The sequence below is a fragment of the Klebsiella sp. Q2 genome (assembly GCF_009900705.1).
Classification (GTDB): Bacteria; Pseudomonadota; Gammaproteobacteria; order Enterobacterales; family Enterobacteriaceae; genus Klebsiella; species Klebsiella quasipneumoniae.
Map to the genome: position 1 here is coordinate 944,391 of NZ_JAAABE010000001.1, position 17,678 is coordinate 962,068.

The window sequence follows — 17,678 nt, forward strand, 5'->3', positions numbered from 1 at the left end:
TTTTACTGGCTTAACTCTAAGACCGTCACTATGGCCTGTCTGCGCCTTAACACGGTCATGGTGTTTTATATGCTAAACAAGATAGCGGATTACGAGCAAAAAGTCGTGATGAATTTTGTACATGAGCACCTATTCCCCGGGGATGATGCTACGCATCTTCCCGGGCTACCGGTTCGTGCCTTATGGCGTCACGGTAAGCGGCGGCAGGGGGTCATGCTGAAGTAGGATTGTGGAGAATGACGCATAGCAAAAAGGCGCCTTTAGGGCGCCTTTTTACATTGGTGGGTCGTGCAGGATGACTCGGCTTCGCCTCGCCCTTCGGGCCGTCGCCGCAAGCGGCTCCGTTGTCTCACTACGTGAGACCCGAACCTGCCGCAGGTTCGAATCGTTGAGTTCAACGCATAGCAAAAAGGCGCCTTTAGGGCGCCTTTTTACATTGGTGGGTCGTGCAGGATTCGAACCTGCGACCAATTGATTAAAAGTCAACTGCTCTACCAACTGAGCTAACGACCCCTTGCGGGATTTTGCTACTGTAATCATTCAGGATGGTGGGTCGTGCAGGATGACTCGGCTTCGCCTCGCCCTTCGGCGCCGTTGCTGACGCAACGTTATCCTTCACTTTTCTACCAGTTACCATCATTAAAGATTGGTGGGTCGTGCAGGATTCGAACCTGCGACCAATTGATTAAAAGTCAACTGCTCTACCAACTGAGCTAACGACCCGCTCTGGTACTACCTGAATAATTTCACTCGACACCAATATTAAAATTGGTGGGTCGTGCAGGATGACTCGGCTTCACCTCGCCCTGGGGCGCCGTTGCTGACGCAACGTTATCCTTCACGTTCAACATCTGAGTTAAATGCTGAAATTGGTGGGTCGTGCAGGATTCGAACCTGCGACCAATTGATTAAAAGTCAACTGCTCTACCAACTGAGCTAACGACCCGAGTGGTGGGTGATGACGGGATCGAACCGCCGACCCCCTCCTTGTAAGGGAGGTGCTCTCCCAGCTGAGCTAATCACCCGAAACTGCGCTGGATACTACTGATACTGCCTCCACCGACCCCATCATTATAATGGTGGGTCGTGCAGGATTCGAACCTGCGACCAATTGATTAAAAGTCAACTGCTCTACCAACTGAGCTAACGACCCGGTGGTGGGTGATGACGGGATCGAACCGCCGACCCCCTCCTTGTAAGGGAGGTGCTCTCCCAGCTGAGCTAATCACCCGATACTACGCTGGATACTGCTAATTGGTGGGTCGTGCAGGATGACTCGGCTTCGCCTCGCCCTATGGGCCGTTGCTGTCGCAACGTTATCCTTCACGTTTTACTATCGCGTTCCACCAGAACGATTGGTGGGTCGTGCAGGATTCGAACCTGCGACCAATTGATTAAAAGTCAACTGCTCTACCAACTGAGCTAACGACCCACTCTGGCATCGCTTTGGGCTTGTTTGATATCCCTTGGCAACGGCGGCATATATTACTGATTTCAGAATTCAGCGCAACTAAAATTTCGATAAAGATCACTTAACTGCTGGCGATTCAGGCGACAAGACCAGAAATGACGCGATTTCTGGTCATGCCGTAATCAACCAAGGGCATTAAGTCGTTTTTGCGCTTGTTTCGCACCGTCGGTGCCGGGGAATTTGTTGATCACCTGCTGGTAAACCGCTTTCGCTTTCGCGGTATCACCTTTGTCCTGCATGATCACGCCGACCTTAAACATGGCGTCTGGCGCTTTTGGCGATTTCGGGTAGTTCTTCACCACCGAGGCGAAGTAAAACGCCGCATCGTCTTTTTTCCCCTTATTGTAGTTCAACTGTCCGAGCCAATAGTTGGCGTTCGGCTGATAAGTCGAATCCGGGTACTTTTTAACGAAGTTCTGGAACGCCGCCATGGCGTCATCCTGGCGTGAAGCATCCTTCACCAGGGCAATGGCCGCATTGTAATCGGTGTTCGCATCGCCGGTCATCGCCGGAGCGCCTGAAGAGCCCGCTGGCGCTGCGCTGGTAGCAGCCGCGCTCTGATCGCCGGAAGACGACGTCTGGGCGCCAGCCGCTGCTGCGCCACCCCCGCTCGTCAGCCCGTCAATCTGCAGCAGAATCTGCTTTTGACGCTCAACGATCTGATTCAGCTGATACTGGTTCTCCTGGATCTGACCACGGAGAGAATCAATGTCAGTCTGGTTATCAGAGAGTTGTTGCTGGAGTTGGGTTAAAAGCTGGCTGTGAGCATTGGAAATACGCTCAAGTTGAGTGACACGGTCTTCGACCGAGCCTGAGCCGACACTACTGATTGGCGCCTGAGCAAAAGCGGCCCAGGGGGCCGCTATGCCAACCAGTAACGACAGACTCAATAAATGATGTCTGAAGTTACTGCTCATGCAATTCTCTTAGTAAACCAGTACGGCGCGACGGTTTTTGGCATATGCCGCTTCGTCATGACCCAGTACTGCTGGTTTTTCTTTACCGTAAGAAACGATGGAGATCTGATCGGCAGAAACACCTTTGCCCTGCAGATACATCTTAACGGCGTTAGCACGACGCTCACCCAGCGCGATGTTGTATTCCGGCGTACCGCGCTCATCCGCGTGACCTTCTACAGTCACTTTGTAGGACGGGTTGCTGCGCAGGAAGTTAGCGTGCGCGTCCAGCATGGCAGCGAAGTCAGAACGGATATCGTACTTGTCCAGATCGAAGTAAACGATGTTGTTCTGCTGCAGCTGCTGCATCTGCAGACGAGCTTGCTCTTCAGAAGACATGTTGCCGCCGTTACCGTTAGCGTCCATACCAGTGCCGGCACCCAGCATGCCTTCACCGCTCTGGTCGTTGCTGGCGTTCTTGTTAGAAGAACATGCCGCGATTGCCATAACCGGCAGAGCGATCATCAGCCCTTTCAGCACTTTGTTCAGTTGCATTTCTTTGATTCCTTTAATAATCAATTATTTATTATCACAGATACGGCGACCAGGCAGGTGATTTTACCTGTCCATCAGTTGCCGGAAGACGCGCTTTGAAACGCCCATCTGTAGAAACCAGATTCAGCACGGATCCCATCCCCTGAGAAGAGCTGTAGATTACCATAGTGCCGTTAGGTGCCAGACTTGGCGTTTCGTCTAAAAACGTTGATGACAGAACCTGTACACCACCCGCTTCCAGATCTTGTTTGGCAATGTGCTGCTGGCCGCCGGCCGAGCTGACCATTACCATCGTTTTACCATCCGCGCTCACGTCAGCGTCCTGGTTCTGCGAACCTTCCCAGGTGATACGCTGCGGCGTGCCGCCATTAATATTGACTTTATACACCTGCGGACGACCGGCCTGGTCAGAGGTGAAGGCCAGGTTCTGGCTGTCCGGGAACCAGCTTGGTTCGGTGTTGTTGCTGCGACCGTTGGTCACCTGACGAATCTGACCCGAGCCCAGATCCATCACGTACAGGTTCAGGCTACCGGTTTTCGACAGCGCGAAAGCCAGTTTAGAGCCATCCGGCGAGAACGCCGGCGCGCCGTTGTGCTGCGGGAAGGAGGCAATCTGACGCACTGCGCCGTTCGCCAGGGTCTGCACCACCAGCGCAGAACGACCGCTTTCGAAGGTTACGTAAGCCAGTTTTGAACCGTCCGGAGACCAGGCCGGGGACATCAGCGGCTGGGAGGAGCGGTGAACCACGAACTGGTTGTAGCCATCATAATCGGAGACACGCAGCTCATACGGGAACTGACCGCCGTTGGTCTGCACCACGTAGGCGATACGGGTACGGAAGGCGCCTTTAATACCAGTCAGCTTTTCAAATACCGCATCGCTGGCAGTGTGCGCTGCATAGCGCAGGTACTGCTTAGTGACTTTGAAAGAGCCTTGCGCCAGCGTTGTGCCCGGCGCACCGCCGGTATCCACCAGCTGATACGCGACCTGATAAGAACCATCCGGGTTTGACGTCACCTGACCGACGACCACGGCGTCAATACCCAGCGCAGACCAGGCTGCAGGCTGCACTTCCTGGGGACTGGTCGGCTGCTGCGGCAGACGCGAGCGATCCAGCGGGTTGAATTTACCGCTGTTGCGCAGGTCAGCTGCCACGATACCGCCAACATCTTCCGGCGCAGCGCCCTGGCCGGCCCACTGGAACGGTACCACCCCGATGGGGCGCGCCGAGTCCACCCCCTGGGTGATCTCGATACGTACTTCTGCGTGCAGCACCGCCGCCCACAGCATTAAAAAACCAAATGCTACTCGTAATGCCTGCTTCATCATATCTCCCTTATCCGGGCGGAAAGCCCACGATAATTTAGCAGAATGTTAACAAACTCAAATACACAAAACTACCAAAACCCATGACCGCCCTATTTTCTTTCCCCCCGCTAACGCGGGGAGAAAAAGCGCTTAAGGTTTGAAGTCCAGTGGCGCATTTTTGAACGTTTCATAAACAGCCTGCGACGGCGGTTTAGGGAATTTGCTCATCCGACTGGTAGCCGCCAGCATTTGCTGGCAGAAAGCCGGATCGCCGCCTTCCGATTTCACACTCAACAACGTTCCATCCTGAGCCAGGTTTACGCGCAACGTACATACTTTACCCTTGTACGTATCCCAGTCATAGAGATGTCCTTTAATCGCGGCCTGCACCTGCGAAATATAGCTGGCAATCTCCGCCTGAGATGCACCGCCCTGCCCCGGTTTACTTCCTTTAGCAGGTGAAGAGCCACCTGTGCTACCGCTGGTGCTACCTTTCGGCGCATTCTTACCAGAGCTCAGATCGCCGAGCAGGTCGTCAACGCCGTCTGCTTCTTTCGCTGCAGCCGCTTTCTTCGCTGCCGCGGCTTTTGCTGCTGCCGCTTTGGCCGCTTTATCAGCCGCCGCCTTCTCAGCAGCTGCCGCTTTGGCTGCCGCTGCTTTTTCAGCTGCGGCGGCTTTCTCGGCGGCGGCCTTCTCCGCGGCCGCTTTTTGCGCGGCCGCTTTCTCAGCTGCTTTTTCGGCGGCTTTTTCTGCAGCCGCTTTTTCAGCCGCTGCCTGTTTAGCCGCTTCCTGCTGGGCCTTCTTCTCCGCTTCCTGTTGCGCTTTCTTCGCCGCTGCCGCTTCTGCTTTCTTCTGCGCCTCTGCCGCGGCTTTCGCCGCTTCGGCTTCCGCCTGTTTCTTCGCCTCGGCAGCGGCTTTCGCTGCAGCGGCTTCGGCCTGCTTCTTCGCGTCAGCAGCCGCCTTGGCCGCCGCCTGTTCTGCCGCTTTCGCCTGGGCATCCGCCTTCGCTTTCGCCTCGGCGGCCGCTTTGGCAGCGGCTTCCTGCGCTTCTTTTGCCTGTGCGTCCGCTTTGGCTTTTGCCGCCGCGGCGGCCTTGGCAGCCGCTTCTTCAGCCTGCTTCTGCTGCTCCTTCGCTTCTTTCGCCGCTTCCTGCGCCTGCAGCCGCTCCTGTTCGAGCTGTTTCAGCCGTTCCTGTTCCGCCGCCTGTTTCTCACGTAACTCTTCCGCCTGCTGCTGCGCCTGTTTTTCACGCTGTTCAGCGGCGCGACGTGCGCTGGCCTGCTGCTGTTGCTGACGGTTATAATTATTTACCACCGCCCCCGGATCGACCATGACGGCATCAATCGACGATCCCCCGCCGCCGCCGGCAGAGGCATCCAGATGCTCGTCAAACGAACTCCAGATCAGCAGCGCGATCAGTATGATGTGCAGCGCGACTGAAATGATGATCGCTCGTTTAAGCTTGTCGTTTTGTTCGGTTGCCTTTGACACTATCGGTTCCCAAAAACTGTTCGCCTGTACCCGCGATGCGCACCGACGGCGAGCGATACTCGCCGCCGAACGCCGCGCGGACGCACCTACCTGAAGCGATTAAATAGGTTTGGTCATCAAGCCGACCGATTTAACCCCTGCACTATGCAACAGGTTCAGCGCTTTAATAATTTCATCGTAAGGGACGTCTTTCGCACCGCCGATCAGGAATACCGTTTTCTCATTGGCTTCAAGACGACGCTTCGCTTCGGCAATCACCTGCTCCGGCGGCAGCTGGGACAGCGTCTCCTGCCCCACTTTCACGCTGTACTGCCCTACCCCGGAGACTTCCACAATCACCGGCGGATCGTCATTGCTTTTCACCGCTTGCGATTCCGTGGCGTCCGGCAGATCGACTTCCACGCTCTGCGTAATGATCGGCGCCGTTGCCATAAAGATCAGCAACAGCACCAGCAGGACATCCAGCAGCGGAACGATGTTGATCTCGGACTTCAGTTCGCGACGTCCGCGTCCACGTGCTCTGGCCATGGCTTACCCCTTATTGCTTTCGCTGGTGGTAAAAGCCTGACGGTGCAGAATGGCGGTGAACTCTTCCATAAAGTTGTCGTAATTCAGTTCAAGCTTGTTCACGCGCTGGTTCAGGCGGTTATACGCCATGACCGCCGGGATAGCAGCGAACAGACCGATCGCAGTGGCGATCAGCGCTTCGGCGATACCCGGCGCCACCATCTGCAGGGTGGCCTGCTTCACCGCGCCAAGAGCGATAAAGGCGTGCATGATCCCCCAAACGGTACCGAACAGACCGATATACGGGCTGATGGAGCCTACGGTGCCGAGGAACGGAATATGGGTCTCCAGCGTTTCCAGCTCGCGGTTCATCGAAATACGCATCGCGCGCGATGCCCCTTCGACGATCGCCTCCGGCGCATGGCTGTTGGCCCGATGCAAGCGCGCAAACTCTTTGAAGCCGCTGTAGAAGATCTGCTCCGAACCGGTCAGATTATCGCGACGCCCCTGGCTTTCCTGATACAAACGGGACAGTTCAATCCCGGACCAGAATTTGTCCTCGAACGCTTCAGCTTCGCGCGCGGCCGAGTTAAGGATACGCGTTCTCTGAATAATGATAGCCCAGGAAGCGATAGAAAAACCAATCAAAATCAACATGATAAGTTTAACCAGAAGGCTCGCCTTCAGGAACAAATCAAGGATATTCATGTCAGTCACTGCTTAAACTCCGCGACAATAGACTTGGGAAGCGCACGTGGCTTCATTAAGAGTGGATCAACGCACACAATGAGAACCTCAGCTTCGTTTAACACTGTATTCTCGGCGTTGACGATTCGCTGCGTGAAAACCAAAGAGGTGCCGCGCATCGAGGTAATTTCCGTCTGGACTTCGAGCATGTCGTCGAGTCTGGCGGGGGCAAAATACTCCAGCGTCATTTTGCGAACCACGAAGGCAACGCGTTCAGCCAACAGAACCTGTTGACTAAAGTGATGGTGGCGCAGCATCTCTGTGCGTGCTCTTTCATAAAAAGCGACGTAACTGGCGTGGTAAACCACACCACCGGCGTCGGTATCTTCGTAGTAGACCCGAACCGGCCATCGAAACAGCGTTGTATTCACTTTACATCCCGGTAATGCAAAAAAAGGTTAGAGCTTTCAAACTTCGCTACTATACGCGCGGGAAAGGTGGTTTGGAATGGGGGAAAGTAAACGGGGCGTAAATTTTTATGGGCTTATGCAAGCCCATAGCATTAACAGAGATCTCTTATTCAAAAGAAGAAAAAGAAGAGACCTAAAGCGAGCACGATATCAGCGATAAGCGGACAAAAAATCCCCTGCCAGTGAACGGCACGCGGGCGGAAGCCCACGCCGTGAATAACGCCGCTGCAAACTGCCCACATCAGCAAGAAACCATGCCAGATTTCCAGCTCGCTGGTCTTCGCGGCAAAGCGCGACGGATCCCAGAAGATGCAGCCTGCCAGCAGCAGCGCCATCAATAAGGAAAGCGCCCTGAGCGGGCGCTTGTCCATTATCGCGTACAGAGTAGCGATAAATTTCATCAGATTTCTTCTTTCTTCCCGGCTTTGGTGGCTTCCACGTGCTCAAGCGCCAGCGCGGTAATCACCCCAAAGGCACAGGCAAGAAGCGTTCCCAAAATCCATGCGAAGTACCACATATATAGCTCCTTACCTTAGTACAGCGAGTGGGTGTTCTTTTCGATGTCTTCGCGCGTGATGCGGCCAAACATTTTCCAGTAACACCAGCTGGTGTAGCCCAGAATGATCGGCACGAAGACAATCGCCACGTAGGTCATCAGATTCAGCGTCCGCTGGCTGGAGGTCGCGTCCCACATCGTCAGGCTGGCGTTCAGCATAGTGCTGGACGGCATGATGAACGGGAACATCGCGATACCGGCAGTCAGAATGATGCAGGCCAGGGTCAGCGAGGAGAACAGGAATGCCCAGGCGCCTTTATCCGCTTTGGTCGAAACGACGGTCAGCAGCGGCAGCACCACGCCCAGGGCAGGGATCGCCCACAGCGCTGGCATATTGTTAAAGTTCACCATCCACGCGCCAGCTTCACGCACCACTTCTTTGGTCAGCGGATTAGACGGGCCGGTATGGTCAATCACCGATTTCACCACATAGCCGTCGATACCGTAGTAGACCCACACGCCCGCCAGCGCGAAGCAGACCAGCGTCACCAGCGCCGCCACCGTGGAGACGGTGCGGGTGCGCAGGTGCAGTTCGCCTACGGTACGCATCTGCAGGTAGGTCGCGCCCTGGGTCAGGATCATCGCCACGCTGACGATACCGGCCAGCAGACCAAACGGGTTCAGCAGCTGGAAGAAATTACCGGTATAGAAGAGACGCAGGTATTCGTCGACATGGAACGGCACGCCCTGCAGCAGGTTGCCGAAGGCCACGCCAATCACCAGCGGCGGCACGAAGCTGCCGATGAAGATGCCCCAGTCCCACATGTTGCGCCAGCGGGTGTCCTCGATCTTGGAACGGTAGTCGAAACCGACCGGACGGAAGAACAACGAGGCCAGCACCAGAATCATCGCCACATAGAAACCGGAGAACGCCGCGGCGTAGACCATCGGCCAGGCAGCGAACAGCGCGCCGCCGGCGGTGATCAGCCACACCTGGTTACCGTCCCAGTGCGGGGCGATGGCGTTGATCATAATCCGACGCTCGGTGTCGTTACGGCCGAGGAAGCGGGTGAGCATGCCCACCCCCATGTCGAACCCGTCGGCGACGGCGAAGCCAATCAGCAGGATGCCAATCAGCAGCCACCAGATAAAACGCAATACTTCATAATCGATCATTTGACGACTCCTGTCTTAGCGTGCCGACTGAATAGCCGCAGAGGACTGTTCAAAGTGATAGCGGCCGGTTTTCAGGCTGCTAGGTCCTTTGCGGGCAAACTTGAACATCAGGAACAGTTCAGCCACCAGGAACAGCGTGTACAGGCCGCAGATCAGCAACATAGAGAAGATCAGATCGCCCGCGGTCAGCGACGAGTTGGCCACCGCCGTCGGCAGGACTTCACCAATCGCCCACGGCTGACGGCCGTATTCGGCAACAAACCAGCCCGACTCCACGGCAATCCATGGCAGCGGCAAGCCATAGAACGCGGCGCGCAGCAGCCATTTTTTCTCGCCGATACGGTTACGGATCACGCTCCAGAAGGAGGCGCCGATAATCAACAGCATCAGGATGCCGCACGCCACCATGATACGGAAGGCGAAGTACAGCGGTGCGACGCTTGGAATAGAGTCTTTGGTCGCTTTGGCGATCTGCTCTTCCGTGGCGTCAGCGACGTTCGGGGTATAGCGTTTCAGCAGCAGACCATAGCCAAGATCTTTCTTCACGTTATTGAACTGGTCGCGAACGGCCTGGTCGGTGGAACCGGCGCGCAGTTGCTCCAGCAACGCATAGGCCTTCATGCCGTTACGGATACGCTCTTCGTGCTGAACCATCAGATCCTTCAGACCGATAACCGGCTTATCCACCGAGCGGGTGGCAATGATGCCCAGCGCGTAAGGGATCTGGATGGCGAAGTGGTTGGTTTGCGCATTCTGATCGGGAATACCAAACAGGGTAAAGGCCGCCGGCGCAGGCTGGGTTTCCCACTCTGCTTCGATAGCCGCCAGTTTGGTTTTCTGCACGTCGCCCATTTCGTAACCAGATTCGTCACCCAGCACAATAACGGAGAGGATCGCTGCCATACCGAAGCTGGCTGCGATGGCGAAGGAGCGCTTAGCAAAGGCAAAGTCACGGCCTTTCAGCATGTACCAAGAGCTGATAGCCAGGATGAACATCGCACCGGTGACATAGCCAGACGCCACGGTGTGAACGAATTTCACCTGAGCAACCGGGTTGAGCACCAGTTCGGAGAAGCTAACCATCTCCATACGCATGGTTTCAAAGTTGAAGTCCGATGCGATAGGGTTCTGCATCCAGCCGTTTGCGACGAGGATCCACAGCGCGGAGAGGTTGGAGCCCAGTGCGACCAGCCAGGTGACGGCCATGTGCTGAACTTTACCCAGACGATCCCAACCGAAGAAGAACAGACCTACAAAGGTGGATTCGAGGAAGAAGGCCATCAGACCTTCAATGGCCAGCGGCGCACCGAAGATATCCCCCACGTAGTGTGAGTAATACGACCAGTTAGTCCCGAACTGGAACTCCATGGTCAGACCGGTCGCCACACCCAGCGCGAAGTTGATACCAAACAACTTGCCCCAGAATTTGGTCATATCTTTATAAATCTGTTTGCCGGAAAGGACGTAGACCGTTTCCATAATGGCCAGCAGGAACGCCATACCGAGCGTCAGTGGCACAAACAGGAAGTGGTACATCGCGGTCAAGGCAAACTGTAAGCGCGACAGTTCGACTATATCTAACATCATGACTCCTTGCTCATCGCATGAAGACTCCGAAAATGAACCGAGAAGCTCTGGCTCATACGCATGCCCCAATACAAATTTTTATTTGTCGCCCGCCCGGAGCGGGTTTCAACCGAAAGTGAAACCACGCCAGGACAAGGTTACAAATACGTTAACGAAAAACCCAATTGATTCCCCAATATATTACGCCGCAATAACCTTACAATAAATATGTTTTTATTGTTCCAGTTTTACATTTTTCGACGGTGATCAATATATAGCGAAGATGGCCAGTTTAGGCCAATTTGACTTGAGACAATTTAACGTTTTTTGAAGGATTTTTCCAAGCATTAAGTATTGATATAAATCAATTTTTACTCTACGTGTTAATTATGTAGCCCAATAAAGAATATTGGTAAACTTAATGTTAATACTGTGTTTAAAGTATACTTTGATTGGTTACTAAAAAGGGAGAGATGAGAATCATAGGTAATATTATTTAACGCCGCAGGAAAAAAAAGAAAAAAAAGAGCCGATCCGATTAATGCTAGACCGCTCACAGTATTTTTTCCTGTTTTCTTATCCCCTCCCCCACTTTTTTTAGTGTCTGTTTTGCTTCCCTCCGGTACGGCCAGGGCATATTTTCCTTTCCGACAACCGCACGTCGAGAATATTTATGAAATAATTTTTAAAATCAATATGATAGATAAGGTTTTCGCCAAACGCGGGGTTTGCTGGCTCAGCGGCTTTCGGGAGAAGCGGATAACGGCCAAAAAAAAGGCCACCTGACGGTGGCCAACCATGTCGAAATCGGACAGATTTCTGCTTGCGGACAAGCAGAGAGGGTTTACTTGATGATCGCTTTCAGCGCTTCGCCGATATCGGCCAGGCTGCGAACGGTTTTCACACCGGCTGCTTCCAGGGCTGCGAATTTCTCATCAGCAGTACCTTTACCGCCAGCGATGATGGCGCCCGCATGGCCCATACGCTTGCCTTTCGGCGCGGTCACGCCCGCGATGTAGCCGACAACCGGCTTGGTCACGTGCTCTTTGATGTAGGCAGCCGCTTCTTCTTCCGCGCTGCCGCCGATCTCACCGATCATGACGATCGCTTCGGTCTGCGGGTCTTCCTGGAACAGCTTCAGGATATCGATGAAGTTAGAGCCCGGGATCGGGTCGCCGCCGATACCGACGCAGGTAGACTGGCCGAAGCCGTAGTCGGTGGTTTGCTTAACCGCTTCATAGGTCAGGGTACCGGAACGGGAAACGATGCCCACTTTACCCGGCTTGTGAATGTGACCCGGCATGATGCCGATTTTGCATTCGCCCGGGGTGATCACGCCTGGGCAGTTCGGGCCGATCATGCGCACGCCCGCTTCGTCCAGTTTCACTTTCACGGTCAGCATATCCAGGGTCGGGATACCTTCGGTGATGGTGATGATAAGCTTAATGCCCGCGTCAATCGCTTCCAGAATGGAATCTTTGCAGAACGGCGCCGGAACGTAGATCACGGTCGCGGTAGCGCCGGTCGCTTCAACGGCTTCGCGCACGGTGTTGAACACCGGCAGGCCCAGGTGCGTGGTGCCGCCTTTGCCTGGCGTCACGCCGCCAACCATTTGCGTACCGTAAGCGATCGCTTGTTCAGAGTGGAAGGTCCCCTGGCTACCGGTGAAGCCCTGGCAGATAACCTTGGTATCTTTATTAATTAAAACTGACATTATTTCCCCTCCACTGCGGCAACAACCTGCTGTGCTGCGTCCGTCAGACTTTTCGCTGCAATAATATTCAGGCCGCTGTCAGCCAGTTTTTTCGCGCCCAGTTCGGCGTTGTTACCTTCCAGACGAACCACCACCGGAACGTTAACCCCAACTTCCGCTACCGCACCGATGATACCGTCAGCGATCAGGTCGCAGCGTACGATACCGCCGAAGATGTTAACCAGCACCGCTTTCACGTTGTCATCAGAGAGGATGATTTTGAACGCTTCGGTGACGCGCTCTTTGGTGGCGCCGCCGCCCACGTCGAGGAAGTTAGCCGGTTCGCCGCCGTGCAGTTTAACGATGTCCATGGTACCCATCGCCAGGCCCGCGCCGTTAACCATGCAACCAATGTTGCCGTCCAGCGCGACGTAGTTCAGTTCCCACTGCGCAGCCTGCGCTTCACGCGGATCTTCCTGAGACTGGTCGCGCATTTCGCGCAGATCCGGCTGGCGGAACAGTGCGTTGCCGTCAGCACCCAGTTTGCCGTCCAGGCAGATCAGGTCGCCCTGCTTGGTGATCACCAGCGGGTTAATTTCGATCAGCGCCAGGTCGCGCTCCAGGAAAATGGTCGCCAGGCCCATGAAAATCTTAGTGAACTGCTGAACCTGCTTACCTTCCAGGCCCAGTTTGAACGCCAGTTCACGGCCCTGGTAAGGCATCGGGCCAGCCAGCGGATCGATGGCGATCTTGTGGATCAGGTGCGGGGTCTCTTCCGCCACTTTTTCGATTTCCACGCCGCCTTCAGTAGAGGCCATGAACACCACGCGACGGGAACTACGGTCAACGACCGCGCCCAGGTACAGCTCTTTGTCAATATCGGTCGCCGCTTCAACCAGGATCTGGTTAACCGGCTGGCCGTTCGCATCTGTTTGATAGGTCACCAGACGTTTGCCCAGCCAGTGCTCGGCAAATGCGCGGATCTCTTCTTTGCTCTTCACCACTTTCACACCGCCCGCTTTGCCGCGGCCACCAGCGTGAACCTGACATTTCACTACCCACGGACCCGCGCCGATTTTTGAAGCGGCTTCTTCTGCTTCACGCGGAGTAGTACAGGCATAACCCACCGGCGCCGGTAAGCCATAGCGGGCAAAAAGTTGTTTTGCCTGATATTCATGTAAGTTCATGTGTTCAGTCCATCCTTCAGGGTGTAATTATCTTTAAACCTGTAGGCCTGATAACGGCGCTAACGCGTGTTATCCGGCCTACGGTAGGTAATACGCTTGCTGACTACACGTCCAGCAGCAGACGGGTCGGATCTTCCAGCAGCTCTTTAATCGCCACCAGGAAGCCTACCGACTCACGTCCGTCGATCAGACGGTGGTCGTAGGAGAGCGCCAGGTACATCATCGGCAGGATCTCTACCTTGCCATTCACCGCCATCGGGCGGTCTTTAATGGCATGCATACCCAGGATGGCGCTCTGCGGTGGGTTGATGATCGGCGTGGACATCAGGGAGCCGAACACGCCGCCGTTGGTAATGGTGAAGTTACCGCCGGTCAGGTCATCTACGGTCAGCTTGCCGTCGCGGCCTTTCACTGCCAGCTCTTTAATATTCTTTTCGATATCCGCCATGCCCAGCAGGTCGACGTCACGCAGAACCGGGGTGACCAGGCCGCGCGGAGTGGATACGGCCATGCTGACGTCGAAGTAGTTGTGGTACACCACGTCGTCGCCATCGATGGAAGCGTTCACTTCCGGATAGCGTTTCAGCGCTTCCACTACCGCTTTCACGTAGAAGGACATAAAGCCCAGGCGGATGCCATGACGTTTTTCGAACGCCTCACCGTACTGCTTACGCAGATCCATGATGGGCTTCATGTTGACTTCGTTAAAGGTCGTCAGCATGGCGGTAGAGTTTTTCGCTTCCAGCAGACGTTCGGCTACGCGTTTACGCAGGCGGGTCATCGGGACGCGTTTTTCCGAACGGTGGCCCAGCTGCGGCGCCGGCGCGGCTGCCGGGGCGGCGGCTGGCGCTTTGGCTTCTGCCGGCGCCGGGGCTTTCGCCAGATGTTTCTCAACGTCTTCGCGGGTCAGACGGCCGCCGACGCCAGTGCCTTTGATGGCCGCTGGGTCAAGGTTGTGTTCAGCCAGCAGACGACGGATCGCCGGGCTCAGCGCGTCGTTGTTCTGCTCTTCCAGAGAGGCCTGCTGACGCTGCGCCGGAGTGGACGCTTTCGCATCGGCTTTTTCGCTGCTTTCTTTACCTGCGCTGTTACCTTCGCGCAGGCGGCCAAGGATCTGGCGAGACAGGACGGTAGCGCCCTCGTCTTCCAGCACTGCATCCAGAATGCCGTCCGCTGATGCCGGTACTTCCAGTACCACTTTGTCAGTTTCGATTTCGACCAGGACTTCGTCACGGACGACCGCGTCGCCCGGTTTTTTGTGCCAGGTGGCGACGGTTGCGTCAGCTACGGACTCAGGCAGGTCGGGAACCAGAATATCTACGCTACTCATTGTGTATCCTTTAATTAATCGACGTTCAGCGCGTCATTGACCAGATCTTGTTGCTGTTTCTGGTGAACGGACATATACCCTACCGCCGGAGAGGCGGAGGCCGGGCGGCCTGCATAACGCAGAGAGGCCCCAAACGGAATCACTTCACGGAAGTGATGCTGGCTGCAGTACCATGCGCCCTGGTTGAGCGGCTCTTCCTGGCACCAGATAAAATCATGCACGTGCGCATACGCTTTCAGCGCTTCCTGCACCGCCTGATGCGGGAACGGATAGAGCTGCTCGATACGAACGATAGCGACATCTTTTTGCTCGTTTTTGCGGCGCTGTTCCAGCAGGTCGTAGTAAACCTTACCAGAGCACAGCACAACGCGCTTCACAGCCTGCGGATCAAGTTGATCGATTTCACCGATGGCCGGCAGGAAAGTGCCGTTCGCCAGCTCATCCATGCTGGAGACTGCCAGCGGATGACGCAGCAGCGACTTCGGCGACATCACCACCAGCGGACGACGCATACCGCGCAGCGCCTGACGACGCAGCATGTGGTACACCTGCGCCGGTGTAGACGGTACGCAGACCTGCATGTTCTGCTCAGCGCACAGCTGCAGATAACGCTCCAGACGCGCGGAGGAGTGCTCCGGACCCTGGCCTTCATAGCCGTGCGGCAGGAGCATCACCAGGCCGCACATCCGGCCCCACTTCTGCTCACCGGAGGAGATGAACTGGTCGATCACCACCTGAGCGCCGTTGGCGAAGTCGCCAAACTGCGCTTCCCAGATGGTCAGGGTGCGCGGCTCAGCGGTGGCGTAACCATATTCAAACGCCAGTACGGCTTCTTCAGACAGCACCGAGTCCCAAACGCGGAACTGGCCCTGACCGTTATGGACATGCTGCAGCGGGGTGTAAGTTGAACCATTGGTCTGGTTATGGATCACCGCATGACGATGGAAGAAGGTGCCGCGACCGGAGTCTTCCCCGGACAGACGCACCGGAATACCTTCGTCAACCAGCGTGGCGTAGGCCAGGTTTTCGGCGCCGCCCCAGTCGAACAGCTTCTCACCTGCCGCCATCGCCTGGCGGTCGGCGTAAATTTTCGCTACGCGGGACTGCATTTCGATACCTTCCGGCACCGTGCTGATGCGTTTCGCCAGCTCCTGCAGACGCTTCGGCTCCACTTTATCCGGATAGCTCTCGTCCCACTCATGATTGAGGTACGGCGACCAGGTAAAGGAGTGCATGTTCATCGGACGCCATTCCTGCACCACGCATTCGCCGGCATCCAGCGCATCGCGGTAGAGGTTAACCTGCTCGGTCGCGTCTTCCAGAGTCGCCACCTTCTCCTGCTCCAGCTTGTCAGCATAGATTTTGCGCGGGGTCGGGTGCTTTTTGATCTTCTGATACATCAGCGGCTGAGTTGCGCTCGGCTCATCGGCTTCGTTATGGCCGTGACGGCGGTAGCACACCAGATCGATGAAGACATCGCGTTTGAAGGTATTGCGGAAATCCAGCGCCAGACGAGTGACGAACGCGACCGCTTCCGGATCGTCGGCATTGACGTGGAAAATCGGCGCCTGCACCATTTTACCGATGTCGGTGCAGTACGGGGTCGAACGCGCATCCAGCGGGTTAGAGGTCGTGAAGCCCACCTGGTTGTTGATAACGATGCGCACGGTACCGCCCACTTCGTAACCGCGGGCTTTCGACATGTTCAGGGTTTCCTGAACCACGCCCTGACCGGTGACGGCGGCGTCGCCGTGGATAGTGATCGGCAGAACCTTGTTGCTGCTCGGCTCGTCCAGACGATCCAGACGGGCGCGTACGGAACCGATAACCACCGGGCTGACGATCTCGAGGTGCGACGGGTTAAACGCCAGCGCCAGGTGCACCAGACCGCCTTCGGTTTCCATATCGGATGAGAAGCCCATGTGGTACTTCACATCGCCGGTACCGAGATGTTCTTTATGTTTGCCGGCGAACTCGTCGAACAGATCCTGCGGTTTTTTACCCAGCACGTTGACCAGCACGTTGAGACGACCGCGGTGCGCCATGCCCAGCACCACTTCGCGGGTGCCGCTCTTGCCCGCATGGCGGATCATCTCTTTGAGCATCGGGATCAGGGCATCGCCACCCTCCAGCGAGAAGCGCTTCGCCCCCGGGAATTTGGCGCCGAGGTAGCGCTCCAGGCCTTCCGCGGCGGTCAGTTCGCTGAGGAAGCGTTTTTTCTCTTCCGCGGTAAAGCTCGCTTTGCCGGCTACCGATTCAATGCGCTGCTGGATCCAGCGTTTTTCTTCGGTAGAGGTGATATGCATGTATTCCGCGCCGATGGAGCCGCAGTAGGTTTGCTTGAGGGCGGCAATCAACTCGCCCAGCTTCATCGTGTCTTTACCGATGGCAAATGAACCTACGTTATAGCTTTCCTGGAAATCGGCCTCGGTCAGATCGTGGTAGGCCGGATCGAGATCCGCCACTCTCTCTTGCTTCCACAGCCCCAGCGGATCGAGATTCGCATGCTGGTGGCCACGGAAACGGTATGCGTTGATGAGCTGCAGGACTTTAACCTGCTTCACATTGGTGTCTGGGTCGGAAATCGAAGAAGTGTAACGTGAGGCATCCTTCGCCAGTCGACGGAAATAATCACGCGTTTTGGAATGAAATTGATCCGGTTTAACTCCGGTGCCAGGTAACTGCTGGAACATTGAACGCCAGTTGGCGTCAACAGAGTCAGGATCGGTTAAGAAGTCTTCATAGAGCTGTTCTATCCAGCTCTGGTTCGAACCAGAGAGGTAAGAAGAGTCCAGCCAGGCTTTCATTGCGCCGTTCTGCATCGTGATCCCTTAAGCATTCATA

The 17,678-nt window shown here is 55.7% G+C and carries 15 protein-coding genes, 7 tRNA genes, 1 other RNA gene and 1 pseudogene; 1 reads left to right on the top strand and 23 read right to left on the bottom strand.

Annotated elements, in window-relative coordinates:
• The first annotated feature begins 57 nt into the window (after positions 1-57).
• A pseudogene (locus GT756_RS26120) lies at positions 58-220 on the top strand (hypothetical protein).
• 59 nt (positions 221-279) lie between these two features.
• Here the strand turns inward: GT756_RS26120 and GT756_RS04665 are convergent.
• The 23 genes from GT756_RS04665 to sucA form a co-directional block, all read right to left on the bottom strand.
• Positions 280-401, bottom strand: a non-coding RNA gene (locus GT756_RS04665) — RtT sRNA.
• 36 nt (positions 402-437) lie between these two features.
• A tRNA-Lys gene (locus tag GT756_RS04670) sits at positions 438-513 on the bottom strand.
• A gap of 134 nt (positions 514-647) precedes the next feature.
• Positions 648-723: transfer RNA gene (locus tag GT756_RS04675), tRNA-Lys, on the bottom strand.
• Positions 724-870: 147 nt separating this feature from the next.
• A tRNA-Lys gene (locus GT756_RS04680) sits at positions 871-946 on the bottom strand.
• Between the two features lie 3 nt (positions 947-949).
• A tRNA-Val gene (locus GT756_RS04685) sits at positions 950-1,025 on the bottom strand.
• A 52-nt stretch (positions 1,026-1,077) separates the two neighbouring features.
• A tRNA-Lys gene (locus GT756_RS04690) sits at positions 1,078-1,153 on the bottom strand.
• Positions 1,154-1,155: 2 nt separating this feature from the next.
• Positions 1,156-1,231 (bottom strand) — tRNA-Val (locus tag GT756_RS04695).
• Positions 1,232-1,356: 125 nt separating this feature from the next.
• Positions 1,357-1,432 (bottom strand) — tRNA-Lys (locus tag GT756_RS04700).
• Positions 1,433-1,593: 161 nt separating this feature from the next.
• Entirely contained in the window at positions 1,594-2,388 is a 795-nt protein-coding gene (gene cpoB / locus GT756_RS04705; protein ID WP_048294395.1) for a cell division protein CpoB, read from the bottom strand.
• Between the two features lie 9 nt (positions 2,389-2,397).
• Positions 2,398-2,922, bottom strand: coding sequence for a peptidoglycan-associated lipoprotein Pal (gene pal, locus GT756_RS04710; protein ID WP_002895068.1), 525 nt, complete (start codon positions 2,920-2,922; stop codon positions 2,398-2,400).
• 34 nt (positions 2,923-2,956) lie between these two features.
• On the bottom strand, positions 2,957-4,249 hold the full coding sequence (tolB, locus tag GT756_RS04715) for a Tol-Pal system beta propeller repeat protein TolB (RefSeq protein ID WP_004885999.1): 1,293 nt from the start codon (positions 4,247-4,249) through the stop codon (positions 2,957-2,959).
• Between the two features lie 132 nt (positions 4,250-4,381).
• Complete coding sequence (tolA, locus tag GT756_RS04720) at positions 4,382-5,722, bottom strand: cell envelope integrity protein TolA (RefSeq protein WP_048294394.1); 1,341 nt, start codon at positions 5,720-5,722, stop codon at positions 4,382-4,384.
• A 99-nt stretch (positions 5,723-5,821) separates the two neighbouring features.
• Positions 5,822-6,250 (bottom strand): colicin uptake protein TolR, encoded by a 429-nt coding sequence (tolR, locus tag GT756_RS04725; protein ID WP_002895061.1) that lies wholly within the window; start codon positions 6,248-6,250, stop codon positions 5,822-5,824.
• 3 nt (positions 6,251-6,253) lie between these two features.
• Positions 6,254-6,946, bottom strand: a complete 693-nt coding sequence (gene tolQ / locus GT756_RS04730; RefSeq protein WP_004152221.1) for a Tol-Pal system protein TolQ — start codon at positions 6,944-6,946, stop codon at positions 6,254-6,256.
• Positions 6,943-7,347, bottom strand: coding sequence for a tol-pal system-associated acyl-CoA thioesterase (gene ybgC / locus GT756_RS04735; RefSeq protein ID WP_002895056.1), 405 nt, complete (start codon positions 7,345-7,347; stop codon positions 6,943-6,945). Before ybgC ends, tolQ begins: the two co-directional genes overlap by 4 nt.
• 149 nt (positions 7,348-7,496) lie before the next feature.
• Positions 7,497-7,787, bottom strand: coding sequence for a cyd operon protein YbgE (gene ybgE, locus GT756_RS04740; protein ID WP_002895053.1), 291 nt, complete (start codon positions 7,785-7,787; stop codon positions 7,497-7,499).
• Entirely contained in the window at positions 7,787-7,903 is a 117-nt protein-coding gene (cydX, locus tag GT756_RS04745; RefSeq protein WP_002895051.1) for a cytochrome bd-I oxidase subunit CydX, read from the bottom strand. The genes ybgE and cydX overlap by 1 nt, the downstream gene beginning before the upstream one ends.
• A gap of 15 nt (positions 7,904-7,918) precedes the next feature.
• Entirely contained in the window at positions 7,919-9,058 is a 1,140-nt protein-coding gene (gene cydB, locus GT756_RS04750; RefSeq protein ID WP_004885993.1) for a cytochrome d ubiquinol oxidase subunit II, read from the bottom strand.
• Between the two features lie 15 nt (positions 9,059-9,073).
• The gene (gene cydA, locus GT756_RS04755; RefSeq protein ID WP_002895047.1) at positions 9,074-10,642 is read right to left on the bottom strand and encodes a cytochrome ubiquinol oxidase subunit I; all 1,569 of its coding nucleotides are present in this window, start codon (positions 10,640-10,642) and stop codon (positions 9,074-9,076) included.
• Positions 10,643-11,468: 826 nt separating this feature from the next.
• Complete coding sequence (sucD, locus tag GT756_RS04760; RefSeq protein WP_004885990.1) at positions 11,469-12,338, bottom strand: succinate--CoA ligase subunit alpha; 870 nt, start codon at positions 12,336-12,338, stop codon at positions 11,469-11,471.
• Positions 12,338-13,504: an ADP-forming succinate--CoA ligase subunit beta gene (sucC, locus tag GT756_RS04765; protein WP_002895039.1), complete on the bottom strand. Its 1,167-nt coding sequence runs from the start codon at positions 13,502-13,504 to the stop codon at positions 12,338-12,340. Before sucC ends, sucD begins: the two co-directional genes overlap by 1 nt.
• A gap of 103 nt (positions 13,505-13,607) precedes the next feature.
• Positions 13,608-14,834, bottom strand: coding sequence for a 2-oxoglutarate dehydrogenase complex dihydrolipoyllysine-residue succinyltransferase (gene odhB, locus GT756_RS04770; RefSeq protein WP_004142209.1), 1,227 nt, complete (start codon positions 14,832-14,834; stop codon positions 13,608-13,610).
• 14 nt (positions 14,835-14,848) lie between these two features.
• A complete protein-coding gene (sucA, locus tag GT756_RS04775) occupies positions 14,849-17,656 on the bottom strand; it encodes a 2-oxoglutarate dehydrogenase E1 component (RefSeq protein ID WP_160124575.1) in 2,808 nt (935 codons plus the stop codon).
• Positions 17,657-17,678 lie beyond the last annotated feature (22 nt).